Annotated in this window: 24 protein-coding genes and 1 pseudogene; 10 read left to right on the top strand and 15 right to left on the bottom strand. The window is 64.9% G+C overall.

The window, feature by feature from the left end:
* Window positions 1–119 precede the first annotated feature (119 nt).
* Window positions 120–791 carry a monofunctional biosynthetic peptidoglycan transglycosylase gene (mtgA, locus tag ACVMIH_RS29200; RefSeq protein ID WP_456866577.1) on the bottom strand — a complete coding sequence of 224 codons (672 nt, stop codon included), beginning with the start codon at window positions 789–791 and terminating at the stop codon, window positions 120–122.
* Between the two features lie 199 nt (window positions 792–990).
* On the opposite strand from mtgA, the gene ACVMIH_RS29195 reads away from it, so the two are divergent.
* Window positions 991–1,911: a polyprenyl synthetase family protein gene (locus tag ACVMIH_RS29195; RefSeq protein WP_076824685.1), complete on the top strand. Its 921-nt coding sequence runs from the start codon at window positions 991–993 to the stop codon at window positions 1,909–1,911.
* A gap of 18 nt (window positions 1,912–1,929) precedes the next feature.
* The gene (locus ACVMIH_RS29190; protein WP_092090495.1) at window positions 1,930–2,610 is read left to right on the top strand and encodes a DUF1345 domain-containing protein; all 681 of its coding nucleotides are present in this window, start codon (window positions 1,930–1,932) and stop codon (window positions 2,608–2,610) included.
* A gap of 78 nt (window positions 2,611–2,688) precedes the next feature.
* On the opposite strand, the gene ACVMIH_RS29185 is transcribed toward ACVMIH_RS29190, so the two are convergent.
* Window positions 2,689–3,123, bottom strand: coding sequence for a GFA family protein (locus ACVMIH_RS29185; RefSeq protein WP_456864287.1), 435 nt, complete (start codon window positions 3,121–3,123; stop codon window positions 2,689–2,691).
* Between the two features lie 250 nt (window positions 3,124–3,373).
* Here ACVMIH_RS29185 and ACVMIH_RS29180 point away from each other — a divergent pair, with 250 nt between their 5' ends.
* Together ACVMIH_RS29180 and ACVMIH_RS29175 are read left to right on the top strand one after the other, a co-directional pair.
* Window positions 3,374–3,748: a nuclear transport factor 2 family protein gene (locus ACVMIH_RS29180; RefSeq protein WP_016847513.1), complete on the top strand. Its 375-nt coding sequence runs from the start codon at window positions 3,374–3,376 to the stop codon at window positions 3,746–3,748.
* 109 nt (window positions 3,749–3,857) lie between these two features.
* Entirely contained in the window at window positions 3,858–5,465 is a 1,608-nt protein-coding gene (locus tag ACVMIH_RS29175; protein WP_057015584.1) for a Na+/H+ antiporter, read from the top strand.
* A gap of 157 nt (window positions 5,466–5,622) precedes the next feature.
* Here the strand turns inward: ACVMIH_RS29175 and ACVMIH_RS29170 are convergent, their stop codons facing one another.
* From ACVMIH_RS29170 to ispG, 3 genes are all read right to left on the bottom strand, one after another.
* Complete coding sequence (locus ACVMIH_RS29170; protein ID WP_057015585.1) at window positions 5,623–6,963, bottom strand: Rieske 2Fe-2S domain-containing protein; 1,341 nt, start codon at window positions 6,961–6,963, stop codon at window positions 5,623–5,625.
* A 73-nt stretch (window positions 6,964–7,036) separates the two neighbouring features.
* The gene (locus ACVMIH_RS29165) at window positions 7,037–7,930 is read right to left on the bottom strand and encodes a TauD/TfdA dioxygenase family protein (RefSeq protein ID WP_028343560.1); all 894 of its coding nucleotides are present in this window, start codon (window positions 7,928–7,930) and stop codon (window positions 7,037–7,039) included.
* 252 nt (window positions 7,931–8,182) lie between these two features.
* Entirely contained in the window at window positions 8,183–9,472 is a 1,290-nt protein-coding gene (gene ispG / locus ACVMIH_RS29160) for a flavodoxin-dependent (E)-4-hydroxy-3-methylbut-2-enyl-diphosphate synthase (RefSeq protein ID WP_057016780.1), read from the bottom strand.
* 259 nt (window positions 9,473–9,731) lie between these two features.
* Here ispG and ACVMIH_RS29155 point away from each other — a divergent pair, with 259 nt between their 5' ends.
* The gene (locus ACVMIH_RS29155; RefSeq protein ID WP_456864285.1) at window positions 9,732–10,607 is read left to right on the top strand and encodes a sulfurtransferase; all 876 of its coding nucleotides are present in this window, start codon (window positions 9,732–9,734) and stop codon (window positions 10,605–10,607) included.
* A gap of 218 nt (window positions 10,608–10,825) precedes the next feature.
* Here ACVMIH_RS29155 and ACVMIH_RS29150 read toward each other — a convergent pair whose 3' ends face one another.
* Window positions 10,826–11,014, bottom strand: a complete 189-nt coding sequence (locus ACVMIH_RS29150; RefSeq protein WP_038387623.1) for a hypothetical protein — start codon at window positions 11,012–11,014, stop codon at window positions 10,826–10,828.
* A gap of 164 nt (window positions 11,015–11,178) precedes the next feature.
* On the opposite strand from ACVMIH_RS29150, the gene ACVMIH_RS29145 reads away from it, so the two are divergent.
* Window positions 11,179–12,438, top strand: a complete 1,260-nt coding sequence (locus ACVMIH_RS29145; RefSeq protein WP_456864283.1) for a DUF805 domain-containing protein — start codon at window positions 11,179–11,181, stop codon at window positions 12,436–12,438.
* Window positions 12,439–12,625: 187 nt separating this feature from the next.
* On the opposite strand, the gene ACVMIH_RS29140 is transcribed toward ACVMIH_RS29145, so the two are convergent.
* Together ACVMIH_RS29140 and ACVMIH_RS29135 are read right to left on the bottom strand one after the other, a co-directional pair.
* Entirely contained in the window at window positions 12,626–13,582 is a 957-nt protein-coding gene (locus ACVMIH_RS29140) for a DMT family transporter (RefSeq protein WP_028343556.1), read from the bottom strand.
* Window positions 13,583–13,813: 231 nt separating this feature from the next.
* Window positions 13,814–14,302, bottom strand: a complete 489-nt coding sequence (locus tag ACVMIH_RS29135; RefSeq protein ID WP_026191999.1) for a Fur family transcriptional regulator — start codon at window positions 14,300–14,302, stop codon at window positions 13,814–13,816.
* 169 nt (window positions 14,303–14,471) lie between these two features.
* On the opposite strand from ACVMIH_RS29135, the gene ACVMIH_RS29130 reads away from it, so the two are divergent.
* The 4 genes and pseudogenes from ACVMIH_RS29130 (at window position 14,472) to ACVMIH_RS29115 (ending at window position 19,364) form a co-directional block, all read left to right on the top strand.
* Entirely contained in the window at window positions 14,472–14,951 is a 480-nt protein-coding gene (locus ACVMIH_RS29130) for a MarR family winged helix-turn-helix transcriptional regulator (RefSeq protein WP_085970781.1), read from the top strand.
* Window positions 14,944–16,117, top strand: a pseudogene (locus tag ACVMIH_RS29125) (HlyD family secretion protein). Before ACVMIH_RS29130 ends, ACVMIH_RS29125 begins: the two are co-directional and overlap by 8 nt.
* A 97-nt stretch (window positions 16,118–16,214) precedes the next feature.
* Complete coding sequence (locus ACVMIH_RS29120) at window positions 16,215–17,771, top strand: MDR family MFS transporter (protein ID WP_253638107.1); 1,557 nt, start codon at window positions 16,215–16,217, stop codon at window positions 17,769–17,771.
* Window positions 17,772–18,053: 282 nt separating this feature from the next.
* Window positions 18,054–19,364: an ABC transporter substrate-binding protein gene (locus ACVMIH_RS29115; RefSeq protein WP_057016785.1), complete on the top strand. Its 1,311-nt coding sequence runs from the start codon at window positions 18,054–18,056 to the stop codon at window positions 19,362–19,364.
* A gap of 443 nt (window positions 19,365–19,807) precedes the next feature.
* Here ACVMIH_RS29115 and ACVMIH_RS29110 read toward each other — a convergent pair whose 3' ends face one another.
* From ACVMIH_RS29110 to ACVMIH_RS29080, 7 genes are all read right to left on the bottom strand, one after another.
* Window positions 19,808–20,977, bottom strand: coding sequence for a Gfo/Idh/MocA family protein (locus tag ACVMIH_RS29110; protein WP_229192015.1), 1,170 nt, complete (start codon window positions 20,975–20,977; stop codon window positions 19,808–19,810).
* Between the two features lie 16 nt (window positions 20,978–20,993).
* Window positions 20,994–21,848 (bottom strand): shikimate dehydrogenase, encoded by an 855-nt coding sequence (locus ACVMIH_RS29105; protein ID WP_253588284.1) that lies wholly within the window; start codon window positions 21,846–21,848, stop codon window positions 20,994–20,996.
* A 21-nt stretch (window positions 21,849–21,869) separates the two neighbouring features.
* A complete protein-coding gene (locus ACVMIH_RS29100; protein WP_057015448.1) occupies window positions 21,870–22,334 on the bottom strand; it encodes an SRPBCC domain-containing protein in 465 nt (154 codons plus the stop codon).
* Between the two features lie 11 nt (window positions 22,335–22,345).
* Window positions 22,346–22,669 (bottom strand): ArsR/SmtB family transcription factor, encoded by a 324-nt coding sequence (locus tag ACVMIH_RS29095; protein WP_057015449.1) that lies wholly within the window; start codon window positions 22,667–22,669, stop codon window positions 22,346–22,348.
* A gap of 143 nt (window positions 22,670–22,812) precedes the next feature.
* Window positions 22,813–23,415, bottom strand: a complete 603-nt coding sequence (pcaG, locus tag ACVMIH_RS29090) for a protocatechuate 3,4-dioxygenase subunit alpha (protein ID WP_456864281.1) — start codon at window positions 23,413–23,415, stop codon at window positions 22,813–22,815.
* Window position 23,416: 1 nt separating this feature from the next.
* Entirely contained in the window at window positions 23,417–24,118 is a 702-nt protein-coding gene (gene pcaH, locus ACVMIH_RS29085; protein WP_456864279.1) for a protocatechuate 3,4-dioxygenase subunit beta, read from the bottom strand.
* A gap of 38 nt (window positions 24,119–24,156) precedes the next feature.
* Window positions 24,157–24,696 carry a 4-hydroxylaminobenzoate lyase gene (locus ACVMIH_RS29080; RefSeq protein WP_229193455.1) on the bottom strand — a complete coding sequence of 180 codons (540 nt, stop codon included), beginning with the start codon at window positions 24,694–24,696 and terminating at the stop codon, window positions 24,157–24,159.
* Window positions 24,697–24,700 lie beyond the last annotated feature (4 nt).

Raw genomic sequence — 24,700 nt, 5'->3', positions numbered from 1 at the left:
TGGGGACGAGCGCACAGCGCTTCAAAGCGCCAGCTGCGATGCCGGTAAGGCCGCGCTTATAGAGGAAGGCACTGCGTAAAGCTAGGGCCGGAGACAGCAAAAAGCGTCCGAAATCGGCCTCAGGAGCCGCGATTTTCGCGCCAGCAGCGCGTCACGGAGTTGGCCCGGACCATATAGGTTGCGGACAGCCTGCGGACCCCCGGGCCGGGGTTCCGGGCGCTCCTCTTGACCGGATTCGGCAGGATCGCGGCCAAAAGCGCGGCCTCGCGGGCTGACAGCCCAGCGGCGGACCGGCCGAAGGCATATTGGGCGCCGGCTTCGGCGCCGAACTGGCCGGACGGGCCCATTTCCGCGATATTGAGGTAGATTTCCAGGATCCGCTGCTTGGGCAGCACGAGATCGATCCAGAGGGCCAGCGGCAGTTCCAGCCCCTTGCGGATCACGCTGCGGCCGGACCACAGGAACAGGTTCTTGGCGACCTGCTGGGTGATGGTCGAGCCGCCGCGGGCCACCTCGCCATCCTCGGCGTCGTCGAGCACCTCGCGCAGCGCGCCCCAGTCGATGCCCCGATGCTTGCAGAAAAGAGCATCCTCCGAGCCGACCACGGACCGCACCAGATAAGGCGACATCGCGCCGAAATCGATCCAGTGCCGCGTCACCGGGGCCCCGCGCAGGGTCCGCCACGCCATCAGCGCCGAAACCGGATGGCCGGTGCGATAGAACGGCGCCACCAGATACGGCAGCAACAGCAGCGCCAGCAAAAGCAGCAATAAAATTCGGACGATGCGCAAAACAGGGGTTTCCGGGGAGGACCATTCCAGGAAGGATTTGGGACCCGCCCGCCAGAACACGGCCGGCGCCGTCGACGTCTGCGGGATAATTCACGGTTTTTCCAGCACTTTTAAGGCGCATTCCGTCGCAGGGCGGGAATTGACGAAGCCGATGCCATCAACGATTGTCCGGCCGAAAATCGATCTGGAGCAATTCTTAATGACGACCGGTACTGCAGAGTTTTCCAAGCGGCTGGACCAGACCGCGGAGGATACCGAAGCCCTGCTCGCCAAACTGCTGTCCGACGCGACCGAAAGCGATGAGATCGTGCGCCCGAAGCGGCTGATCGAGGCCATGCGCTATTCGAGCCTCGGCGGCGGCAAGCGGCTGCGGCCGTTCCTCGCGGTCGAGAGCGCGGCGGTGTTCGGCATCCCACGCGAATCCGCGCTGCTGGTCGGCGCCGCGCTGGAATGCATCCACTGCTACTCGCTGATCCACGACGATCTGCCGGCGATGGACAATTCCGATCTGCGCCGCGGCCGCCCGACCCTGCACAAGGCCTATGACGACGCCACCGCGATCCTCGCCGGCGACGCGCTGCTCACCATCGCCTTCGACATCATCACCCGTGATGCGATCCACAAGGACGCCCAGGTCCGCCTGCTCCTGACCCGCGCGCTGGCGCGCGCCTCCGGCGTCGGCGGCATGGCCGGCGGCCAGATCCTCGACCTCGCCGGCGAAGGCCGCTTCGGCGACCGCGAGCCGGTCGACGTCGCGCGCCTGCAGCAGATGAAGACCGGCGCGCTGCTCCGCTTCGGCTGCATCGCCGGCGCGATCCTCGGCCAGTCCTCGCAAAAGGAGTACCAGGCGCTCGACGATTACGGCAAAGCACTCGGTGAAGCCTTCCAGATCGCCGACGATTTGCTCGACGTCGAGGGCGATGCTGCCGCGCTCGGCAAGCCGGCCGGCGCTGACGCCGCGCTCGGCAAGACCACCTTCGTCACCCAGCTCGGCATCGATGGCGCCAAGCAGCGCGTCCGCGATCTCCTCGCGCGTGCCGACGCCGCGCTGTCGGTGTTCGGCGACCGAGGCGACGTGCTGCGCGCGGCCGCCCGCTTCGTCGCCGAGCGCAAGAACTAGCCGAGAGCACAGCGCGAAATGAACAAGGAGATCGACGACCGCCTTGTTCGCTTCCGCAAGCTGCCGCTGCCGGTCCGCGTCGTCGTGGGCCGGCCGCGCACCTTCGGCTCGATCGCTTTCGGTATCCTGGCTGCGCTGCTGGTGCCGGGAGCACCGCGCATCGTCACGCGGCTGCTCGCGGGCTGGGATGCCTTCGCCGCGCTGTATCTCGTGCTTGCCTATGTGATGATGCTGCGCTGTGGCGTCGCCCATATCAAGCGAAGCGCCATCCTGCAGGACGACGGACGTTTCCTGATCCTGCTGCTGACCGCGTTCGGCGCGCTGGCGAGCCTCGCCGCCATCGTGTTCGAGCTCGGCGCATCAAAGGGCAGCCCGGCCGGACTGGCGCTGGCAATCGTCACCATCACGCTGTCATGGGCCGTGGTGCACACCGCGTTCGCGCTGCACTACGCCCATGAGTATTACCGCGGCAAGACGCCCGGCGGCCTGCAGTTTCCGAGCGGCGACGAACATGCCGACGCCGATTACTGGGACTTCGTCTATTTCTCGTTCGTGATCGGCATGACCGCGCAGGTCTCAGACGTCGGCATCACCGACAAGATCATCCGCCGCACCGCGACCGTGCACGGCATCATCTCGTTCGTGTTCAACACCGCGCTGCTCGCCCTGATGGTAAACATCGCCGCGAGCGCGATCTAGTCGCGCCGCCTGATGAGATGCCGTCCGCAAGGGGGTCGGCAAGGACGACACGCAGCACGCCGATGACGTCGCGCGAATTTATTTGCTGCCTTGCGTCACGTGCTCCTGATATTGCGGCAGATCGTCCGATATCGCGTACCACGGCGCCTTGGAGCCGACGAAGATATGGGCGGTCGGCCGGATCGCCGGCGCATCGCGCAGCGTGCCCATCGCAACATGGACATAGGCGCCGTCACGGACCAGCGAATAGAGCAGCGAGCCGCAGCGGCCGCAATGCGCGTCATGGGTGAGTTCATCGCCATAGATCAGGAGCTCATCAGCGCCGCTGACCACGGTGAATTTGTCGCGCGCGATTCCCGCGAATGGCTTGAACGCCGATCCCGTGGTGCGCCGGCAGTTCGAGCAGTGACAATTGAGCGCATAGGCAAACGCGTCGGCCACCTCGTAGCGCACGTCGCGGCAGAAGCATTCGCCGGTCAGGATATGTTCGTTCGAATTTGCAGATGCGGTCACAACTCGTCCCTCACGCAGAATTTTGTCGCCGGCCATGGCGCAATCTAGCGGTTCATGGCTAAATCCTAGCATTGTGTCTCTGACAGTCCATTCCGTCATTCCGGGGCGCGACGAAGTCGCGAACCCGGAATCCAGAGGTTGTGGATCGAGATTCCGGGTTCTCGCTTCGCGAGCCCCGGAATGACACTGAGTGAATCACGCGTCAGAGACGCAACACTAACAGATCAAACCCTGCCGGGAGGACCAACCAATGAGCCAAGATCGATCCAGCGTCGAAAGCGTCGTGCAAACCTATTTCGACGGTCTCTACGAGAGCAATGCCGACAAGCTCGCCGAGGCTTTTCATCCGAGCGCCGATTTGCGCTGGGTGGAGAAGGGCGAGCTGAAGGTCCTGACCGTGCCGGACTGGCTTGCCCTGGTGCGCAAGCGCACCTCGGCGAAGGCCGAAGGCAAGCCGCGCGAGGATTTTATCGTCACCATCGACCGCTCCGACGACAACACCGCCTTCATCAAGGTGCGCTGCCAGCTGCCGCCGCGCTATTTCACCGACTATCTGGTGGCGATGAAGCTCGCCGACGGCTGGCAGATCGTCTCGAAGTCGTACCGCTACGACCTCAGGGATTGATCGACCGGGCGCGGCGCGCCCGCGACGGCTTTGTGACACGCCCCCCCGCGGTCCGGCTCCGGCCGGACCGCATTGACTGGCATCGGTTTCCGGGCGAATTGAGCCCGTTATGGAAGCCAAATTTCAGATTTTTCTCACTTTGCTCGGCGTGCTGGCGGGAACCGCCCTGGTGGCGCGGCGGACCGATATCGCGCCCGCGATCCTGCTGCTGCTGGTCGGCATCGTGCTCGCCTTCGTGCCGGGCATGCCGTCGCTGGAACTGCCGCCTGAGCTGGTGCTGCTGGTGGTGCTGCCGCCGCTGATCTATTCGGCGAGCGTCGCGATGAGCTGGCGCGAGTTCAAGGCCAACCTGCGGCCGATCATCCTGCTGTCGGTCGGCTGCGTGATCTTCACCGCCTTCATGGTCGCGGCCGCGACCCATTATCTGATCGGCCTGCCCTGGAGCATCGGCTTCCTGCTCGGCGCCATCGTCGCGCCGCCTGACGTGGTCGCGCCGCTGGCGATCGCCCGCAGGCTCGGCATGCCCCGCCGCATCCTGGTGGTGCTCGAGGGCGAAGGGCTCGCCAATGACGCGACCGCGCTGATCCTCTACCGCTTCGCGCTCGCCGCGATCACCACCGGACTGTTCTCGCTGCCGAAGGCGACCGGCACCTTCCTCGTCATCGTCGCCGGCGAGATCGCGTTCGGCACCGCGGTCGGCTGGCTCAGCCTGCGCGCCCGCCGCCGCGCCAGGGATCCGCAGGTCGAGATCACGCTGTCGCTGATCACGCCCTACCTCGCCTACTGGATCCCCGAGCATTTCGGCGGCAGCGGCGTGATCGCGACCGTCGCCTGCGGCCTCTACATGAGCTGGAACGGACCGCTGTTGATCTCGGCCGCGACGCGCCTGCAGGGCATCTTCTTCTGGGACTTGATCATCTATCTGATCGAGGGCCTGCTGTTCCTCTTGACCGGCTTCCAGATGCGTTCGCTGTACGAGAAGTCGAAGTCGTTCCCGCTGCACGACATCCTCACCGCGACCGTGCTTGTCGCCGTCATCGTGATCGTGGCGCGCTTCGTCTGGGTGTTTCCCGGCACCTATCTGCCGCGCTGGATCAGCCGACGCGTGAGCGAGCGCGATCCGCTGCCGTCGTGGCGGGCGGTGTTCGTGGTCGCCTTCACCGGCGTGCGCGGCGCGGTCTCGCTCGCCGCGGCGCTGGCGCTGCCGCTGACATTGCCGAGCGGAGACGCCTTCCCGTATCGCGACCTGATCCTGTTCGTCGCCTTCGGCGTGATCTTCGTGACGCTGGTCGGGCTCGGCCTCACTCTGCCACCGGTGGTGCGCTGGCTCGGCCTCGCCAGGGACGGGCGCAGCGAGCACATCGCCGAGCACGAGCAGGAGATCGCGGCGCGGCGCGAGGCGCTGAACGCCGCGCTGAAGTCGCTCGATGCCATCACCGACGACCGCGAGCTTTCCGACGAGGTGATCAAGCTTTTGCGCTCACGGCACGAGATCCGGATCAACCAGCTGCCCGACTCGCTCAATCCCGACACGCACGACGTTTCCGCCACCGGCACCGAGCTGACGCGGGAGCTGATCGCCTCCGAGCGCAAGTTCATCCACATGCTGCTGCGCGACGGCAAGATCACCGACGAGACAAGGCGCCGGATCGAGCGCGACCTCGACCTCGAGGAAGCGAGCCTCGCCAACCGCGAGTATCGCAGGATTCCGTTGTAGCGCGTGTAGCGCGCGGTATCCCTCCCCACGTCGTCCCGGCGCAGGCCGGGACCCATAACCACCGTCGCTGGCTTGGCGAAGGTTCGGGCCACAGCGCATCTCAACAATATCCAACGGTGGTTATGGGTCCCTGCTTTCGCAGGGACCACAGCAGAGATTACTCCGCCGCGGCGTTCTGGCCGGGACCGCCGACGAAGCCGGCGGGATCGCCGAACCGCTCGATCATGACGGCGGTGAGGTCCTTGGTCTTGCTGGTGACGCAGGCGCCGGAGCGCACGGTGTAACGGTCCTGATGCTGAGCATGCGGCGGCGCCTCGCCCTTTTGCAGCGCGCGGGCCGCCTCCATGACCAGCTTGCGGAAATGCATGATGCCGAGATCGGTCGGGCCGAGATGCTCGCGGGTACGGTCGGCGATCGGGCCCTGGCTGTCCTGCACCGCGGCGTCCTGCTCGGAGACGCCCTTGATGCCGGTGTAGCTTTTGGTCCGCTGCAGCTTGCGGTCGATCAGATAGTCGTTGGCCTTGTTGCGCAGCGGCACGTAGTTCTCGTCGACGACAGCCATCACGCCGTTGCCGTTGGCGTAGCCTTCGCGCTCGGCATCGGTCAGCGGCCGGTGGGGATTCCACGCATAGGTGTAGATCCAGCAATTGGTGTCGGTGACCGGCACGAAGGTCTGGCCGAACATGTTCTCGCCCGGCATCGAGCTCGGCGCGTAGCTGTGGAACGGCATCAGGAACTGGGCGATGCGCCAGTAGATGTTGTCGCTGCCGGTGAGCCGTCCGCCCGCCACCGTGAGGCCGGCCTCATGCGGATTGATCTTGATCACCGGGCGCGGGTCCTCGGCGATCCAGCGCATGTGATCGGTCGCGACCCGGGTCAGCGGGTTCACGAAATGCTTCTTGATGTCGAGGATCTCGTTCTCCTCCTTCTCGAAGGAGAGATGCGCGAAGGTGAAATGCGCGGTGTCGATCGAGCCTTCCACCGCCTGCACCCAGTTGCAGTCCTGCCACTTCTTGGTGACGAAGCGGTGCGAGGCCGGCAGCAGCGCCATCTCCAGCGCCGGCAGTTCTGGCATCTGATCGGCCGGGCCCATATAGGCCCAGATCATGTCGCCCCATTCGCGCACCGGATAGGACTTGATCCGGATCAGGTCCTTTGCGTTGAGGTCGGGATACGAGGTCGGCATATCGACGCAGCGGCCGTCGGTATCGAACTTCCAGCCGTGATAGACGCAGCGGATGCCGCATTCCTCGTTGCGGCCGAGCCAAAGATTGGCGCCGCGATGCGGGCAGTACTGGTCGATGACGCCGACCACGCCTCTGGTGTCGCGGAAGGCGAGCAGCTCCTCGCCCATGACAACGATCTTCTTCGGGTCGCTGTCCGGCTCCGGCAGTTCCTCGGACAGCAGCACCGGAATCCAGAACCGCCGCAGCAATTCGCCCATGCCGGTCCTCTCACCGGATTCGGTGAGGAATTTGTTGTCCTCGGCGCGAAGCATGGGCGGTCTCCCGATGGCATTTTTTCAGTTCGTAGTTCGTAGGATGGGTGGAACCAACGCAGCACGCAATTCCTCACACCGGCCGCTCTCCCTTCACGGTCACGCGGGTGCCGGAGCGGGTGTGCGGCCAGTAATCCCACATCGCGCGGTGCTGGGCGCAGCGGTTGTCCCAGAACGCGATCGCGTTCTCGGTCCAGCGGAAGCGGCACTGGAACAGCGGGTTCTCGGCGTGCTGGTAGAGATAGGCCAGCATGGCGTCGCTCTCGTCGCGCGGAATGCCGACGATAAAGCGGGTGAAGCCGCGATTGACGTAGAGCGATTTCTTGCCGGTCACCGGGTGGGTGCGGACCACCGGATGCTCGGCGCGAGGATATTCCCGCTTGTCGGCGACGCCGTAGTTCGCATACAGGCCACGATAGGTCTGCTCGCCGTCATGCAGCGCGGTCAGCCCGTCGAGATAGGCCTTCATGCGGTCCGACAGCGCCTCATAGGCGGCGTACATGTTGGCGAACAGGGTGTCGCCGCCGCGCGGCGGGCACTGCTTGATGTAGAGGATCGAACCCATCGGCGGCTCGAGATCGCAGGACACGTCGGTGTGCCAGCCCTCGCCATTCGCGCGTGGGCTATCCTTGTCGGCATAGATCTTCATCAGCGCCGGATCGCCCTCGTTGGGCGCGGCCGGATGCACATGCAGCTCACCGAACTTGCGGCCGAAGGCGAGATGCTGGTCGGGACTGATGTGCTGGTCGCGGAAGAAGATGACGAGGTTTTCGGCGAGCGCGCGATGGATCTCGTCCATCTGGCGATTGGAGCGCGCATCGTCGCCGACCAGCTTGCCGATATCGACGCCGGAGATCTCCGCGCCGATGATCGGCGTCAGCTTCTCGACGCCGATGGTCTCATAGGGCTCGGATTGGTCGGCGAGGTGGCGATAGCGCGGACCCTGCTTGCCGGATAGCGAGCTCATGGGCGTTCTCCCAATCATTCTTGATTGGGAGCATGGTAACGCGCATCGACGGAAGCGCAATCTGCGCCTCAAACATATCTGTCGTCCCGGACAAGCGCAGCGAAGCGGAGCGCAGATCCGGGACCCATAACCACAGGACCGGGTTTTGCGGAGGCTGGTAACCCGCATCTCGCGCCACAACCACGTCCTGTGGTTATGGGTCCCGGCCTTCGCCGGGACGACGGTTGAGTGTGGGTCACGCGCGGAGTGAAACTACTCCGCGGCGCCGGCCTGCTCCGGCAGCTTGGCGCCGTTGCCGTAGCGCTGGTCGATATAGTCGATCACCAGTGCCTTGAAGTCGGCGGCGATGCCGGGGCCGCGCAGGGTGCGGAACTTCTTGCCGTCGACGAAGACAGGCGCGGCTGGCGCTTCGCCGGTACCGGGCAGCGAGATGCCGATATTGGCGTGCTTGGATTCGCCGGGGCCGTTGACGATGCAGCCCATCACGGCGACGTTGAGCTGCTCGACGCCCGGATACTTGGTCTTCCAGGCCGGCATCTCGTCGCGGATGAAATCTTGGATCGAGCGCGCCAGCTCCTGGAACGTGGTCGAGGTCGTGCGGCCGCAGCCCGGGCATGCCGCAACCAGCGGCACGAAGGTACGGAAGCCCATGGTCTGCAGCAATTCCTGCGCGACCTGCACTTCCAGCGTGCGGTCGCCGCCGGGCTCCGGCGTCAGCGAGATGCGGATGGTGTCGCCGATGCCCTGCTGCAGCAGGATGCCGAGCGCGGCCGAGGAGGCCACGATGCCCTTCGAGCCCATGCCGGCCTCGGTGAGGCCGAGATGGATCGCATAATCCGAGCGGCGCACGACTTCCTGATAGACCGCGATCAGGTCCTGCACGGCCGACACTTTGGCCGACAGGATGATCTTGTTCTTCGGCATGCCGAGCTCTTGCGCACGCGCGGCCGACAGCAGCGCCGACTGCACCATCGCCTCGCGGGTCACCGCGCGGGCATCGCGCGGATTCGCAGACGCCGTGTTCTCGTCCATCAGCTTGGTGAGCAGCTCCTGGTCGAGCGAGCCCCAATTGGCGCCGATGCGCACCGGCTTGTTGTTCTTGTTGGCGATCTCGATGATGTCGGCGAACTGCGTATCGCGCTTGTTCTTGAAGCCGACATTGCCGGGATTGATGCGGTACTTGTCGAGCGCCTCCGCGCAGGCCGGATATTCGGCGAGCAGCTTGTGCCCAATATAGTGGAAGTCGCCGATCAGGGGCGTGGTGATGCCGCGCTTGCGCAGGCCGTCACGGATGTGCGGCACGGCAGCGGCGGCTTCCTCGCGGTCGACGGTGATGCGGACCATCTCGGAGCCGGCGCGGGACAGCGCGGCAACCTGGGCGATGGTGCCGTCGACATCGGCGGTGTCGGTGTTGGTCATCGACTGCACGACGATCGGCGCACCGCCGCCGACGGCGACGTTGCCGACCATGACCTGCGTGGTTTGGTGCCGCGGCGCGGGGCCGGCGACGTCGTCTTGCGGCAAAATCTCTGGCTTGTTCATGGCGTCTCGAATATCAGGTTTTGGTGACATTCACCAAGGGGGCGATGGGCCTCGCGCGCGGCGGGCCAAACGATCGTGTTTCGGAGTGAATTCAATAGCTTATGGCGCCGATTGAGGCCAAACGCAAGCCATGCAGCGGCGTCCTGCATGCCCAGCTATATTGGACCGGATTGGGGTGAATCAAAGGGCAAAGTGACAGCTTTTCATGTGATCTGGCGCATCTTAGCATCCCGTTAAACACACACCGGGAGGACGCAAAATGGCCGGCAACAGCGAGCTGATCACCACGGCGGAACTTGCCGAGATCCTGACCCGGCCGGATCTTCGCCTGTTCGACTGCACGACCTATCTGGAGCCGGCCCCCGCCGGCAGCAACGCTCCCTATATGGTCGTCTCGGGCCGCCAGACCTTCGAGGCCGGCCACATCCCGGGCGCCAATTTCCTCGATTTGCAGGCCGAGTTCTCGGATGCCCATACCCATCTGCGTTTCATGATGCCGCCGACAGCGCAGCTCGAAGCCGCGTTCGGCCGCCACGGCATCTCGGCGGGCAGCCGCGTCGTGCTCTATTCGATCGGCACCGCGATGTGGGCGACGCGGTTCTGGTGGATGCTGCGCTCGCTCGGCTTCGAGGGTGCCGCGGTGCTCGACGGCGGCATCGACAAGTGGACCGCCGAAGGACGCGACATCGAGACCGGACTTGCCGGCGGCTATCCGCCGGCGACGTTTCCGGCGCGGCCGAAGGACGGCATGTTCGTCGACAAGCATGACGTGCTCGACGCGACCACGGAAGGCGACACCGTCATCGTCAACGCGCTCGGCCCGCAATTCTACAAGGGACTGGAGCCGAGCCGTTACGGCCGGCCCGGCCGCATCCCCGGCAGCGTCAGCGTGCCGGCGGCGACCTTGATCGATCCCAAGGCCAAGACGTTCGTGCCGCTTGAGGAGGCCGAAGCAATCTTCGCAGCGCAAGGCATCACCAGGGACAAGCGCGTCGTCGCCTATTGCGGCGGCGGCATCTCCGCGACCATCGACCTGTTCCAGCTGCATCGGCTCGGCTACGACAATCTCACGCTCTATGACGGCTCGATGGGCGAATGGGCGAAGGATGAGTCCCTGCCAATCGAGAGGGGTTAGTGGGGAAGCGCGATGTCTCCTCCGTCGTCCTGGCGAAGGCCAGGACCCATAACCACCGAATTTGCTTGTGAACGGGAAAGCGGCCCCCAGCGCCACGCGACAACCGACAGTTGGGGTAATGGGTCCTGGCCTTCGCCAGGACGACGCTGAATGTTTGGCGCGCCGATGAGTCATACATCCGCATTCTCGCGACATGAATCGTCGGAGTCTTGAGGCGATCAAGCCGGCTTCTTGACGATCTCAAGGCCGCGGGCCGCCAACTCCTTCAAAATGCTCCGTGCCAGATGGGAGCACTCATCCGGCTTGATCCAGCACGCGCTCCGCCAGTCCGGATCATCCTCCTTGGAGTATGCGGTGAACGCGGAGCGAATACCGGCTTCAATTGCATCAGTGGCATCGATTGGCATCAGCGCGCCTCCAACGGCATCCCTCGCATGGGAGCCTTCGTGGAGGCGATGTTGACGTAAATCGATACCGTCCGCAATTGCGCCTGAAGGCCACAATTGTCCGCTCAGCAATAGGGAAACGTAAATCTTCGCCGCTAGAGTGCTGCCGTCTGCCGGAGATGGTCGTGCATCCCACTGCGTCGATCGCCACCTGTTTCAGGAAGTATGCTGATTTCACCGGACGGGCTTCGCGCGCCGAGTTCTGGTGGTTCTTCGGCTTTTGTCTGCTGCTCCTGCTCGCAGCCCATCAGCTCGACAAGACGGTCTACGCCGCCGTCGCAATAGCGCTGCCGCTGTATGCCGTGACGGCCCGGCGCTTCCACGACAGTGGCCTGACCACCGGCCTTGCGGTGTTCTTCGCCGTTGCGCCGTTTGTCATCTTCTACCTCTTTTCCGCTGTCCAGGATCGCATCGAGGCATGGTTTGGCGTGCACGTGCCGTATGGATTGATCGCCGCGATCCCGGCGACCTGCGCCTTTGCTTTCTCTGCCTTCTGCTTCCTCGCCGCACTCGGCCGCCGAAGCCTGCAGACCGCTTCGACGGCACGGGCGAGGTCCGGCGTCGATTCATCGGAAGCAAATCCGGCCGTGCTCGCCAGGCAAGAGGCGGAACGCAAGGTCTCCGGTTTTTCCAAAGCCGTCATGGCCGTATTCGCGATCCCGGCGGATGGCGGGGCGTCGGCCGGCGCCGACAAGACCGACCCCGGCGTCACCGCCGCGTGCGGGATCGTCGTCGATCTCTGCGCGCGTTACGGACACGGCATCACCTCACCGCCATTCAACGCGCTGTTTTCCGGATCAGGGGCGCGACTTGAGGCCGCCGGCTGGCACGCCCTACCGGACGGCGGCGCGGAGATCGACCTGAACCATCGCGCAAGCACCAGCATCGTGCGCAATTGCGCAGTTGAACTGCGCAAGGACGCGGGACAGACCGACATTGCCGGCCTGCTGCGCAAGGAGAAAGGGCAGTTGCAGGCGGCCGAGACGGCGACGCCGGAACAGGATCGGACGACGGCCTATTACGCGCTCGACGGAGCGGGCGCAGCCGGATTCATTGCGATCGAGAAGCTGCGTCAAAGCTACAACACCTATTTCCGAATCCGCATCTGCCTTGCCGAAGGGCATGGGCGCGCCGCGATGGAGACCCTGCGATCGTCGACGCTCTACCAGGCATTCCGCCACGCGTTCTCCGATGGCGCGCCGCCCTATCCCGCGTTCGGCCAGAGAATCATCAAGGGCTATCAGCCGATCCTCTACCGGGACGGGCTCGGCATCTCACTCGAGGTCACCGATCTCGGAGCCGGGAGCGCAAAAATGCTTGCCGGCCGCGGGCTGCATCTTCCGCCGGTCTACGTCGATTTCGAGATGCATGAGCGGATGATGTAACGGGATTGCGCTCCGGTTGTCTGCGGCATTCCGCTCCTCTTTGCTCGTCATCCTGAGGCGCGAGCTCTTGCGAGCCTCAAAGGATGAACGGCCCGGGTGCCGGCTGGGCCGTCGTGCTTCGAGACGCGCGTTCCGCGCTCCTCAGCATGACGGGGAGAGAGTTGAGCGCACGGCACCCAGGATAACCTCACGCCGGCACGTTGGGATCCGGCGTCACCTTCGGGTCGGGCTTGTTGACGAGATAGAGCCCGGCGATCACCAGCAGCGCGGCGACGCCGAACACCGCCGTCAGGGTGTCGTGCATGATGAAATAGGCCGCGACCACGCCGAACAGCGGCGTGACGAAGGTGAAGGCCGACAGCTTGCTCGCGGAGTAGGTTTTCACCATCGCAAACCAGATGACGAACGTGCAGCCCACCACCCAGACCGCCTGATAGGCGAGCAGCGAGATCGACAGCGCGCTCGGCACATGCTCGATGCGCTCGCCCGCGATCCAGGCGGCAAGGCCGAGGATCGGAATCGAGATCGCGACCTGGTAGCCGAGCGCCTTTTCCGGCGCGGCCTTGCGCAAGCCCGTGCCCTTGGCGACCAGCGTAGTTGCCGCCCACAGCGCGCCGCCGCCGACCACCATGAGGTCGCCGAGCAGCACCTTGGCATCGACGTTCGGCTGCGGCACGCCGATCGCGAGCGCGACGCCGGCAAAGCTCAGCGCAAGCCCGCTCCACTGCACGGTCGAGAGACGCTCGCCGAGGAACTGGTGCGAGCCGAGCGCAACGAAGAACGGCGCGGTGTAGAGGAACACCGAGGCGCGCGAGGCCGAGGTGAAGACGAGGCCGGTGAAGATCAGCACGAACTCGCAGCCGAACATCAGCCCGGCGATGATGCCGGGGACGAGGGTGCCGTCGCGCTCGAAGAATTTGACGCCGCGCAGGTGGCCGACGATCAGCATCACCGGCAGCGCGCCGGCGGAGCGGATCATCGCCTGCAACATCGGCGGCACGTCGGGCAGCGCGAGTTTCACCGCAAGCTGGTTGAAGCCCCAGCTCACGCACAGCATCAGCATCACGGCGATGGCGCCGGGCGGCAGCCCGTGTCCGACGCTGACGGGCCTCGTGACGCTGGCGGAGATCGCTTGGGTCGACATGTTTCCTCGCGGGCCGGCTTGGTGCCGTGTTGTTAATTGCCGGTTGGGCTCCCTCGCCCCGCTCCTGCGGGGAGAGGGTTGGGGTGAGGGGCCGTCGCCGCAAATTCGATAGAGGCGAGCGTGCGGAGAGTCCCCCTCACCCGAAATTCGCTACCGCGAATTTCGACCTCTCCCTGCAAGCGGGGCGAGGTAGCTCGAAAGCAGTGCGAGTTAGCTGAAACCATCGCGCCATCACGTCTTTTGGCAGTGCGCACAGGTGCCGGCGATCTCGACGACGGAGAGTTTCGGGATGAACCCCGAGGCCCGCGCCGCCGCGGTCAGGCTTTGCGCGACGGGGGCGGCCGGGATCTCGCCGACCGAGCCGCAATGGTCGCAGATCAAAAACGCCACCATCGAGGTCTCGTCATGGTCATGCGCGCAGGCGAGGAAGGCGTTGCGGCTCTCGATGCGGTGGACGAGGCCGTTCTCCATCAGGAAGTCGAGCGCGCGGTAGACGGTAATCGGTGCCGGCCGCGGCATCGTCTTGGCCAGCTCGTCGATCACCTCATAGGCGCCGAGCGGGCGATGGCTCGACAGCAGCGCCTGCAGCACCTGACGGCGGATCGGGGTGAATTTCTGGCCGCGGCGCGCACACACCTGCTCGGCATGCGCCATCGCGTCCGCGGCGCAGCGGCCGTGATCGTGGTCGGGGGCAGGAAATGTCGGCTTGGCCAGGCTCATTGCCTCGATATGTAGCATTTGCGCGCCCGTTCCCAAAGCCCGGCTCTCTCAACCCCGGTTCGCCGCCGCGTTGCAGCCATGCCCGCAATGCGGGGCAGCCTCGCGTTAACCCGGCATGCAGAAATCATAAGCAAGCTTATTATATCCCAAGCTTATGGAGGCAGGATCGATGCGCGGTTCGGTGGACACCGATTTCTTGTTTACGCTGGGCGAAGTGTTCCGGCTGATCCGCGTCTATGCCGACAAGGAGGCCGCACGCTACGGCATCACCCGCGCGCAATGGGCCGTGCTGTCCAAGGTGGAACGCCAGGAAGGGTTGAAACAGACCGAGCTCGCCGAGCTGCTCGAGGTGCAGCCGATCACGCTGACGCGGCTGATCGACAAGCTCTGCGACAATGGCTGGATCGAGCGCCGCAGCGACGAGAACGATCGCCGCGTCAACCGCCTCTATCTGAAGAAGGCCGCGCGCCCGCTGCTCGGCAAGCTCGCCGGCCTCCGCTCCGAACTCACCGCGACCGCGCTCGAGGGCATCAGCCCCGCTGACGCGTATCGCCTGCTCACCCAATTGGAATCGATCAAGGAAAACGTTCGCAATGCCGTCCAGACCCCAGCCGGCGAGCCCTCCCGAAAGGAACAGCGCTATGGCTGAACCCGTCCTCAAACTGGCCCCCCGAGCAGAAGAGCAATCCGGGCGAGCCTGCGCCGTCGGGCAAGGCCAGCCGCGCGCCGCGCCGTCGCCTGATGGCCGGTCTGCGGCGCTATCGCCGCACGCTGCTGCTGGTCGTGCTGCCGACGCTCGCTGCGATCGGCGGCATCGTGTTCTATCTCAATGGCGGCCGCTATGTCGGCACCGACGACGCCTATGTCGGCGCGCAGAAGGTGCTGATCACGCCGGAAATCTCCGGCAAGATCGACAAGATCGTCGTGAAGGAAGGCCAGCACGTCAGGAAGGGCGACGAACTGTTCGAGATCGACCCCGTGCCGTTCCGCCTCGCGGTGGCGCAGGCCAAGGCCGCGCTCGACCAGACCAGGACCACCTATGACAACCTGGTCGACAACATCAAGATCAACGGCAGGATGCTGGAATTCGCCCAGCAGAGCATCGAATTGAAGAAGCGCGACGTCGAACGCAAGTCGACGCTGGCCAAGCAGAATTTCGGCTCGCAGCTCGACCTCGACAACGCGGCGAATGCGCAAGTGACGGCCGAGAGCCTGGCGCAATACATCAGGCAGCAGATCTCCAAGGACAAGACGCAGCTGCTCGGCGATATCGACCTGCCGATCGAACAGTTCCCGCCCTACGCCCAGGCCAAGGCCAAGCTCGACGACGCCCAGCGCAATCTCGACCACACCGTGCTGCGCGCGCCGATGGACGGCGTCGCGACCCAGGTCGACCAGATCCAGCTCGGCCGCTTCGTCGCCGCCGGCTCGCCGGTGTTCTCGATCATCGACGTCGACCATCCCTGGGTCGACGCCAATCCGAAGGAAAGCGACTTCACCTATGTCGCGGTCGGCCAGCCGGTTGAGCTCGACGTCGACGCGTTCCCCAACCATCGGTTCAAGGGCAAGGTCGGCTCGCTGTCGCCCGGCACCGGCGCACAGTTCGCGATCCTGCCGCCGCAGAACGCGACCGGCAACTTCGTCAAGGTGGTGCAGCGCGTGCCGGTGCGGATCTATTTCGACGAGAACGATCCGTTCGTGAAGAAGCTGAAAGCCGGCATGAGCGTCTACGCGACGATCGACACCAACCACCGCCGCACGCTGGCCGGCCTGCTCGGGCTGGCGCCGGCCTCGGCGCACCCGGACCACGAGTAGAGAGAAGAAGCGGTCGATCATCGACCGCAGAGACAGTGCGCCCCCTCTCCCGCTTGCGGGGGAGCGGGTTTCCAGCGCTCGAACAGGACCGACCTGAATGAATGCACCGTCACCATCCGCCGTACCCGGCATGCGCCGGAACATGGTGACGATCTGCGCGATGACCGCGACGATCATGCAGGCGCTCGACACCACGATCGCCAACGTCGCGCTGCCCTATATGCAGGGCTCGCTGTCGGCCTCGCAGGACCAGATCAACTGGGTGCTGACCTCCTACATCGTCGCGGCCGCGATCATGACCGCGCCGGTGGGCTGGATCGCCAACCGCTATGGCCGCAAGCGCATCTTCATCATCTGCTCGGCCGGCTTCACCGTCGCCTCGGTGTTCTGCGGCCTGGCGCAGGACATCAACCAGATGGTGCTGTTCCGCCTGCTGCAGGGCGTGTTCGGCGCGGCGCTGGTGCCGCTGTCGCAGGCCGTGATGCTCGACTCTTACGCGCTGCATGAGCGCGCGAAAGCGATGTCGATCTGGGGCATGGGCGTGATGATGGGCCCGATCATGGGGCCCTCGCTCGGCGCCTGGCTGACCGAGACCTATTCCTGGCACTGGGTGTTCTTCGTCAACCTGCCATTCGGCGCCATCACCGTGCTCGGCCTTGCCGTCTTCATGGACGAGACCAAGCAAGACCTCAATCTGCGCTTCGACTGGTTCGGGTTCGGCGCGCTCGCGGTCGCGATCGGTTCGCTGCAGCTCGCGCTCGACCGCGGCGAGCAGCTCGGCTGGCTGGAATCCAACGAGATCATGATCGAATTCATCGTCTCCGCGATCGGCTTCTACTATTTCTTCGCCCATTCGCTGACGACCAGCCGGCCGTTCATCCAGTTCGCGCTGTTCAAGGACAAGAACTTCCTCGGCGGCTGCGTGTTCATGACTGTCATGGGCCTCGTGCTGTATTCGACGATGGCGCTGTCCTCGCCCTATCTGCAGAACGTGGTCGGCTACCCGATCATCACCGCGGGCCTGTTGTTGGCGACCCGCGGCGCCGGCACCTTCGTCGCGATGATGCTGGTCGGCCGCATGATGCGCTACATCGAGGCGCGCACGCTGATCATCTCCGGCCTGGCGCTGACCGCGGCCTCGCTGTTCCAGATGACCGGCTGGACCGACATGACGCAGGCCAACGAGATCATCGTCGTCAGCGTGATCCAGGGCTTCGGCTTCGGCCTCGTGTTCGTGCCGCTGTCGACGGTGGCGTTCATGTCGCTGCCCAACCATCTGCGCACCGACGGCACCTCGATGCTGACGCTGTTGCGCAACGTCGCAAGCTCGGTCGGCATCTCGATCGTGATCGCGCAGCTGACGGAAGGCGGACGGCGGATCTACGCAAAGCTGTCGGAGCAGATCAATCCGTTCAACCACGCGCTGCAGATGCCCGACGTATCGGGCATGATCAACCTCAACACCGATGCCGGCCGCGCGATGGCCGACAAGATGGTGGCGGCGCAGTCGCAGATCATCGCGTTCTCGCACGACTACCAGCTGGTGATGCTGTTCATCCTGGTCTCGATCCCGCTCGCGCTGATGATCGGCTCGACCAAGGCCACGCTGCGCGCGCAGTCGGCGCCATCGGATCATGCCGCGGTGATGGAGTAGATTCTCCTCCGTCATTCCAGCGCTCGTACCGGACTTTTCGACCCGTCGTCCTGAGGTGCGCGCGGAGCGAGCCTCGAAGGATGCACGGCCCCAGTTGGGCCGTCGCCCTTCGAGACGGCCGCTTTGCGGCCTCCTCGGGGTGGCGGTGATAGAGATGACACTCCCTCCTAAAGCGCAAGACGCCGCAGCCGCAAGCCGCGTTGACTTTCCGACCTTGCCTCCCAATACTCCGCGAAAACAAGCAGACCCGTCATACAACTGACGGTTTCAGGGGAGGACGCGATGCCGACTTCACGCAGGACGCTGCTGAAGACTTCAGCGGCTGCCGCCGCTGCTTTCAGCTTGGATTGGACACGGGCGCAGGCGCAGGCCGAGACGGTCCGGATCGGCGTGATCTACGACCTGACAGGCCCGTTCGCCGCCGGCGGCTCGGTCGCCTCCTCGATCGGCACCCAGATCGCGATCGACCTCGTCAACGAGAAGGGCGGCATCGGTGGCAAGTACAAGATCGCGCCGGTCAACGTCGATTCCCAGAGCAAGCCCGATGTCGCGATCAACGAGGCCAATCGCCTGATCGACCAGGAGAAGGTCGACATCCTCAACGGCGTGTTCGCAAGCTCCCACGCGGTGCCGCTCGCCGCCAAGGTCGAGCAGCAGAAGCGGATCCTGTGGATCACGACCGCAGTCTCGACCGCCGTGTTCAAGGACAAGAACCTGCAATACGTATTCCGCGCGCAGATCCATTCCGACCAGTACGGCCAGGCCTTCGCGAGCTTCATCAACGAGCATGCCAAAGCCAAGCTCGGCATGGAGCCCAAGGACGTTAAGGTGGCGCTGATCCACGAGGACGGGCCCTATGGCGTCGGCGTCGCCGCGGCCGACGAGGCCTTCGCCAAGGAGGTCGGGCTGCAGGTCGCGCTGAAGGAGGGCTATTCCGCCTCCGCGCCCGATCTCTCGGTGCTGGTCACCAAGCTGAAGCGCGCCAAGGCCGACGTGATCTCGCATGCCGGCTACAATCCCGACATCACGCTGTTCCTGCGCCAGGCACGCGAGAGCGGGCTGAAGTTCAAGATGCTGTTCGGCGCCGGCGCCGGCTACAGCCAGCTCGACAAGCTGCGCGCGACCTTCGGCGCCGACATCGACAATTTCTGCAACATCGATCCGGTGCCGGCGCAGCTGCTCGACCCCGCCAAGCTCGCGCCGGGAATCGGCGACCTCACCAAGACCATGGTCGCGCGCTACCGCGAGAAGACCAATGCGACCGAAGTGCCGCCGCACTGCTCGATGGGCTTCAACCAGACCTGGATCCTGCTCAACAATGTGCTGCCGGTCGCCAAGGAGAAGTACGGCGGCTTCGATCCCGAGGCGATCCGCAAGGCGGCGCTCGACGTCGACATCCCCGCAGGCGGCACCATCCAGGGCTATGGCGTGAAGTTCTATCCGCCGGGCACGCCGCTGTCCGGCCAGAACGAGCGCTCGACGCCGGTCGTGATGCAGAACGCCGGCGAGCGCATCACCGTGGTGTGGCCGACCAATATCCGCACCCAGGATCCGGTGTTTCCGCTGCCGAAGGGTTCGGTGTACGCGGCGTAGCGTGGCGACGAGGCGAGACTGCCGCCGCATCGGGGCTGCGCTCCCTCGCCCCGCTGTTGCGGGGAGAGGGTTGGGGTGAGGGGCTTCTCTCCGCGAATGCGATCGCGATGAGACCTGTACCCCCTCACCCGGATTGCATCTGGCGATGCAATCCGACCTCTCCCCGCAAGCGGGGCGAGGTGAGGGGAGATGTCGCCTCGCCGCTCGAGCGAATGACGCGGTGACAACCTCTCATCCGGCGCGCTGTGCGCGCCACCTTCTCCCACAAGGGGAGAAGGGAAGAGCAGCCGCAGGGTAACCAAAAGGAGTGCGACGACGTACCAGACTCACATGCTGCTCTCGACTCCGTCATCCTGAGGTGCGAGCGGAGCAAGCCTCGAAGGATGGACGGCCCGGCATACGCACTATGGGACGAGAGCAATCACGCTGCTCTTCCCGCGCCGTTACAACACCACCCGCCTGCCCTCATCCGCCGCCCAGTAGCCGGCGTAATTTACCCTGGTCGTCTCATACGCCAGCGCGAGGTCCGCGAGGGGCTGCCGCCCGGTCGCGACGCATTCCATGAAATCCTGGATCTCCTGCAGGTAGCCGCGGGTCCATTCCTCCTCGAGGCAGACATATTGCCAGCCGGTTTTGCGATCGACCTTTTCGGTGATGTAGACCGAGGCGAGCTTCTCCTCGCTCGTCTGGTAGCTGGTCAGATGCGTGTTCGGGGTGATGTTGGCAAACAGTGAGCCGCCGCTCGTATAGGTCTCGATCAAATTGCGCACGCCGCCCATGATCATGTCGCCGGAGAACACCGTTGCCTTGGTGCCGTCGGAGAAGGTTGCGGTCAGCGTGCCCCAATCCTCGACATCGACAGGATTGGCCTTGATGTAGGCGCGCTCCTCGGATTTAAGGCCGGCGGTGACATTGCCGACGTCGCAGGTGACGCTGGCGACCGTGATGGTCTCGCCGCGCGCTTTGGCCTCGACCTGCTTGAGATAGAGCACCGCCGACAGGGGATGACAGCCCATCCGGATCAGCGAGCCGCCGCCGGTCATCGCCCACTCGGCGGCATGCGCCGCATGCGAGCCGGAATGGCTCTCCTCGCCCTTCATGAACAGGATCTTGTCGCCTGTCGCGCGGATGATCTCCGCGGTCTTGGTCACCGCCGGTGCGTAGATCCAGTCCTCCGCATACATGAAGAGTTGTCCGCTTCGCTCGATCGCGGCGCGGGTCACCTCCATCTCCTCCATCACCCGCTGGTACATCAGCGCTTTCGGCACATACCTGCCGATCGGCGCCTTGTCGCCGTCGCGGCCGAAATAGCCGCTGAACGGCTTCTCGCAGATCACGTGCTTGCCGGCCTGCATTGCCTCGACGATCATCGCGGCGTGAAGGTTCGGCGGCGTGCAAATGTCGATCACGTCAAGCTCGCGGTCGGCGATCAGCTCGGCGAAGCTGCGATAGGCGTTCGGGATTGCGTGCTTGCGGGCGAACGCATTGACATGATCGCCGCGCGCCGCGACCGCCCTCACCTCGACGTCGACGCCATAGACGCGCCGGTAGGCAACCATATGCAGCTCCGACACGAAGCCGCAGCCGGCCAGCCCGATCCTGATTTTTGTCATTTTGTGTCTCCGCCCCTCAGGCGGGCGCAGAGTAGCGTGCGGCCATCACCGCGTCGAACGCATTTGCCATGACATCCGTCGAAGGCATCATTGTCGTGAACAATTCGAACGCGTCCGCCGCTGCGTAGATCGCAAGATCGCGCCCAGTCAGAACTTTGGCGCCCTTGGCCTTGGCCGCCAACAGCAGCGGCGTCCACAGCGGCGTGTAGACGGCGTCGGCGACCCACATCGACGGATGCAACAAGCCGTCCGGCACAGGACTGTCGCGGCTCGGCAGCATGCCGACCGGCGTTGCGTTGACGACGCCGGTCGCGCCATCGACCGCGGCCTCGATGCCGGCGACACCACGAACCGCATGACGGCCGGCCAACTGGCCGGCCAGCCACGCGACCTTCGCGGCATCAGCGTCGAAGATGCGGAGCCCACCAACGCCGAGGATGGCGAGCGCGAAGGCGATCGCCTTGCCGACGCCGCCGGCACCGATCAGCGCGATCGGGCCGCGCGGCGCTGACGCAAGCAGCGGCGCGATTGCGCGCGCAAAGCCGGTCGCGTCGGTGTTGTGTCCGACCAGCCGCGTGCGATCGACGACGATGGTGTTGACTGCGCCGATCGCACGCGCATCGGGTGCGAGATCGTCGAGCAGCTCGACCACCGCCTCCTTGTAGGGAAAGGTGACATTGACGCCGGCAAAGCCGAGCCGCCGGATGCCGTCGAGCATCGCGCGCAGCTCGTCGCGGCCGGCGCCGTTGACCTCGATGAGCTGGTAGTGGACGCGAACGCCGAGCGCTGCTGCGGCCGCTTCGTGCATCGCAGGCGCCGCCGAATGCGCGATCGGATAGCCAATCAGCCCCGTCAGGAAACGGTCGCGCATTGTCCCTCACGTCAGTCGCGTTCAGCTCATGCGGTCGAGCCGAGCATAGCTGTCTTCCATGCCGTGCTCCATGCCGGTCGCGAGCATCGCTGCGCGCGTTTCGGCATCCGGCAAGGTCATCCGCATCGTCATCAAGGTGCCGTCGCCGTCGAGCGCAAAGCGCGTCTCGACATGATTGTCCGGCGTCGGATCCGGCAGATGCATGCGCTCGACATGCACGATGCGGCTGAACGGTTCGAGCGCGAGATATTCGCCGGTCAAATGAAAGCCGCCGCCCTTCCCGTCGGTCCATTCGTAGCGGATCCTGCCGCCGGGCTTCGCCTCGCTGATGCAGACCGGCATGGTCCAGCCGTCGGGACCGAGCAGCCATTTCTGCAACAGCTCCGGCTCGGTATGCGCCCGATACACCGCCTCCGGCGGCGCGACGAAGCGCCTGGTCACGACGACATAGCGGTCGCCTTCGGTCTTCAGCGTCAACTTGCTCATGGGGATACCCTTCACTGCTCAGGCTTCATTGTGGCCAGCACACCGTCCAGCCGGTCGTAATTGGTTTCCAGCGCACGGCGCAGCATGCCGAGCCATTGATCGATCTCGGTAACCGCTGATGGCGCCAGCCGGCACGGTCGCTTGGTGCCCTCGATCCGCCGCACGATCAGGCCGGCGCCCTCGAGCACCTTGAGATGGCGGGAGATCGCGGGCTGGGTCATGTCGAACGGCTCGACTAGCTCCATCACAGTCGCCTCGCCCAGCGCGAGGCGCGCCAGGATCGCCCGGCGGGTCGGGTCGGCGAGCGCGGAAAAGGCGGCGTCGAGGTTGGCCATGCTTTATCTCGCATCGGTTATATAATAATCTTATTATATAACCGATGCTGCATGATCAAGCCAAATCCGCTGCGGCGAACGCGCGCAGCGGATTTTTCGGCCGTCCCCCAAAGTTGGATTGGCGCGCCGCTGGCGGCGCGCAGCTAGACGTCGAAGAACACCGTCTCGTTGTCGCCCTGCAGATGGATGTCGAAGGTGTAGACGCTGCCCGCGCCGGCGTTGCGCCTGGCGATCAGCGTCGCGCGTCGATCGGCCGGCACCAGCGCCAGCGTGGAATCTGTGGCGTTGCCGGCTTCATCTTCGAAATAGATCCGGGTGTAGAGGTGCAGCAGCATGCCGCGCGCGAACACCGCGAGCCCGATATGCGGCGCCTGCGGCTTGCCGTCGGCATCCGGCACCACGCCCGGCTTGATGGTGTCAAACGAGTAACCACCGCTCTTGTCGGTGCCGCAACGGCCAAAGCCCTTGAAGCTCGAATTGGGCAGCGCGCGCGCATCCTGCGGATCGGAGAAGCGGCCCTGGCTATCGGCCTGCCAGATCTCCAGCATGCAGTCCGGGATCACGGCGCCGTCGCCGTCATAGACCTTGCCCTCGACGCGGATGCGCTCACCCGAGACGTCAGGCGTCAGAAGGTTGTTGGTAAAAGCGTCGTTCCATTCATATTCGCCGTTCGGCGTCAGGCCATACTTGAAATAGGGGCCGACGGTTTGCGAAGGCGTGATTCCATCAGGACGCGGGTTCGACACGTTACTTGGTCTCCATCGGCGTGGCACTCTGCCCGCGCAGCACGATATCGAAGCGGTAGCACAGCGCCCATTCCGGCTTGGTGTTCTCGAGATCGAACGACGAGATCATCCGCGCCCGCGCCTTCTCGTCCGTCACCGAGTTGAAGATCGGATCGAACGGGAACAGCGGATCGCCCGGGAAGTACATCTGGGTCACGAGACGCGAGACGAACGAGTGGCCGAACACCGAGAAGTGGATATGCGCGGGCCGCCAGGCGTTGTGGTGATTGCCCCAGGGATAGGCGCCGGGCTTGATGGTGATGAACTTGTAATAGCCCTTGGCATCGGATTGCGTCCGGCCGGCGCCGGTGAAGTTGGGATCGAGCGGCGCCGGATGCTGGTCGACGACATGGATGTAGCGGCCGCAGGCATTGGCTTGCCACAGCTCGACCAGCGTGTTGGGCACGCCGCGGCCGTCCTCGTCGAGCACATAGCCGTGCACGATGATGCGCTCGCCGAGCGGCTCGCCCTCGGCCTGGATGGTGAGGTCGTTGTCGTGCGCGCGCACGGTCTCATGACCATAGACCGGGCCGGTCAGCTCCGAGAGCGTGTGCCGCAGCGGGATCAGCGGCTTTGAGGGTACGCGCTTGATCGCGCTGCGGTACGCAGGCGACAGGCGCGCCGGATGGACGCTGTTCGAAGCGACCGGATAGATCAATGTCATGCGCATTCTCCGGGCCGGATTGCCGTTGGCGCCGAACGTCAGGCCGGCGCCTTGAAATCGTAGGAGATGCGCCCGGCCGGCAGAAAGAACAGCGCGATGACCGCGCCACCCCTGACCTCCGGATAGTGCCGGCTGCCGGGATCCGGCGCGGTCCAGCCCGGCCCCTGCCAGCCCTGCAGCCCCTTCAACTGCGCGCCCTTGTCGAGGGGAACGACGAGGTTGAGCTCGCCATAGGGGTGACCATGATATTGCCCGCGCAGCACGTCGTGATCGTCCTCGTCCTTGAAGCGGCGCGGATCGGTGCTGTTCATGTAGACCGCGGTGATGCTGAACTGGAACGTCTCGGGGACCGGCTCGAGGATGCGGCTGCGCCGATAGTTCGGACCTTCCACCTCCTGGTTCGCCGCCCAGCCCTCCTCGACTCCCATTTTGATGAGGCGGGCGAGATCCTGGTACAGCGCGCTGTCCTCTCCATAGGTCTCGTTGAGCCATCGCTCCATCGCCGCGCTCGGCGTCATGTCCTTGACCTCGCGCAGAAACGGAATGCTGCGTTCGATAAGCTGTTCCCGGCTTCCCATGACT

Source organism: Bradyrhizobium sp. USDA 4503 (assembly GCF_054055815.1).
The sequence above is the reverse complement of the archived record's forward strand: the minus strand, read 5'-3'. Positions and strand labels throughout refer to the sequence as shown.

Bases quoted from the DNA above. Each gene is read 5' to 3' on its own strand.
- ACVMIH_RS29180 (WP_016847513.1), top strand. From the start codon at position 3,374: ATGAGCCAAGATCGATCCAGCGTCGAAAGCGTCGTGCAAACCTATTTC.
- ispG (WP_057016780.1), bottom strand. From the start codon at position 9,472: ATGAACAAGCCAGAGATTTTGCCGCAAGACGACGTCGCCGGCCCCGCG.
- ACVMIH_RS29170 (WP_057015585.1), bottom strand. From the start codon at position 6,963: ATGCTTCGCGCCGAGGACAACAAATTCCTCACCGAATCCGGTGAGAGG.
- ACVMIH_RS29190 (WP_092090495.1), top strand. From the start codon at position 1,930: ATGAACAAGGAGATCGACGACCGCCTTGTTCGCTTCCGCAAGCTGCCG.
- ACVMIH_RS29165 (WP_028343560.1), bottom strand. From the start codon at position 7,930: ATGAGCTCGCTATCCGGCAAGCAGGGTCCGCGCTATCGCCACCTCGCC.
- pcaH (WP_456864279.1), bottom strand. From the start codon at position 24,118: ATGACATTGATCTATCCGGTCGCTTCGAACAGCGTCCATCCGGCGCGC.
- ACVMIH_RS29150 (WP_038387623.1), bottom strand. From the start codon at position 11,014: ATGCCAATCGATGCCACTGATGCAATTGAAGCCGGTATTCGCTCCGCG.
- ACVMIH_RS29140 (WP_028343556.1), bottom strand. From the start codon at position 13,582: ATGTCGACCCAAGCGATCTCCGCCAGCGTCACGAGGCCCGTCAGCGTC.
- ACVMIH_RS29080 (WP_229193455.1), bottom strand. From the start codon at position 24,696: ATGGGAAGCCGGGAACAGCTTATCGAACGCAGCATTCCGTTTCTGCGC.
- ACVMIH_RS29130 (WP_085970781.1), top strand. From the start codon at position 14,472: ATGCGCGGTTCGGTGGACACCGATTTCTTGTTTACGCTGGGCGAAGTG.
- ACVMIH_RS29105 (WP_253588284.1), bottom strand. From the start codon at position 21,848: ATGCGCGACCGTTTCCTGACGGGGCTGATTGGCTATCCGATCGCGCAT.
- ACVMIH_RS29135 (WP_026191999.1), bottom strand. From the start codon at position 14,302: ATGAGCCTGGCCAAGCCGACATTTCCTGCCCCCGACCACGATCACGGC.
- ACVMIH_RS29100 (WP_057015448.1), bottom strand. From the start codon at position 22,334: ATGAGCAAGTTGACGCTGAAGACCGAAGGCGACCGCTATGTCGTCGTG.
- ACVMIH_RS29110 (WP_229192015.1), bottom strand. From the start codon at position 20,977: ATGACAAAAATCAGGATCGGGCTGGCCGGCTGCGGCTTCGTGTCGGAG.
- ACVMIH_RS29195 (WP_076824685.1), top strand. From the start codon at position 991: ATGACGACCGGTACTGCAGAGTTTTCCAAGCGGCTGGACCAGACCGCG.
- ACVMIH_RS29115 (WP_057016785.1), top strand. From the start codon at position 18,054: ATGCCGACTTCACGCAGGACGCTGCTGAAGACTTCAGCGGCTGCCGCC.
- ACVMIH_RS29175 (WP_057015584.1), top strand. From the start codon at position 3,858: ATGGAAGCCAAATTTCAGATTTTTCTCACTTTGCTCGGCGTGCTGGCG.
- ACVMIH_RS29095 (WP_057015449.1), bottom strand. From the start codon at position 22,669: ATGGCCAACCTCGACGCCGCCTTTTCCGCGCTCGCCGACCCGACCCGC.
- ACVMIH_RS29155 (WP_456864285.1), top strand. From the start codon at position 9,732: ATGGCCGGCAACAGCGAGCTGATCACCACGGCGGAACTTGCCGAGATC.
- ACVMIH_RS29120 (WP_253638107.1), top strand. From the start codon at position 16,215: ATGAATGCACCGTCACCATCCGCCGTACCCGGCATGCGCCGGAACATG.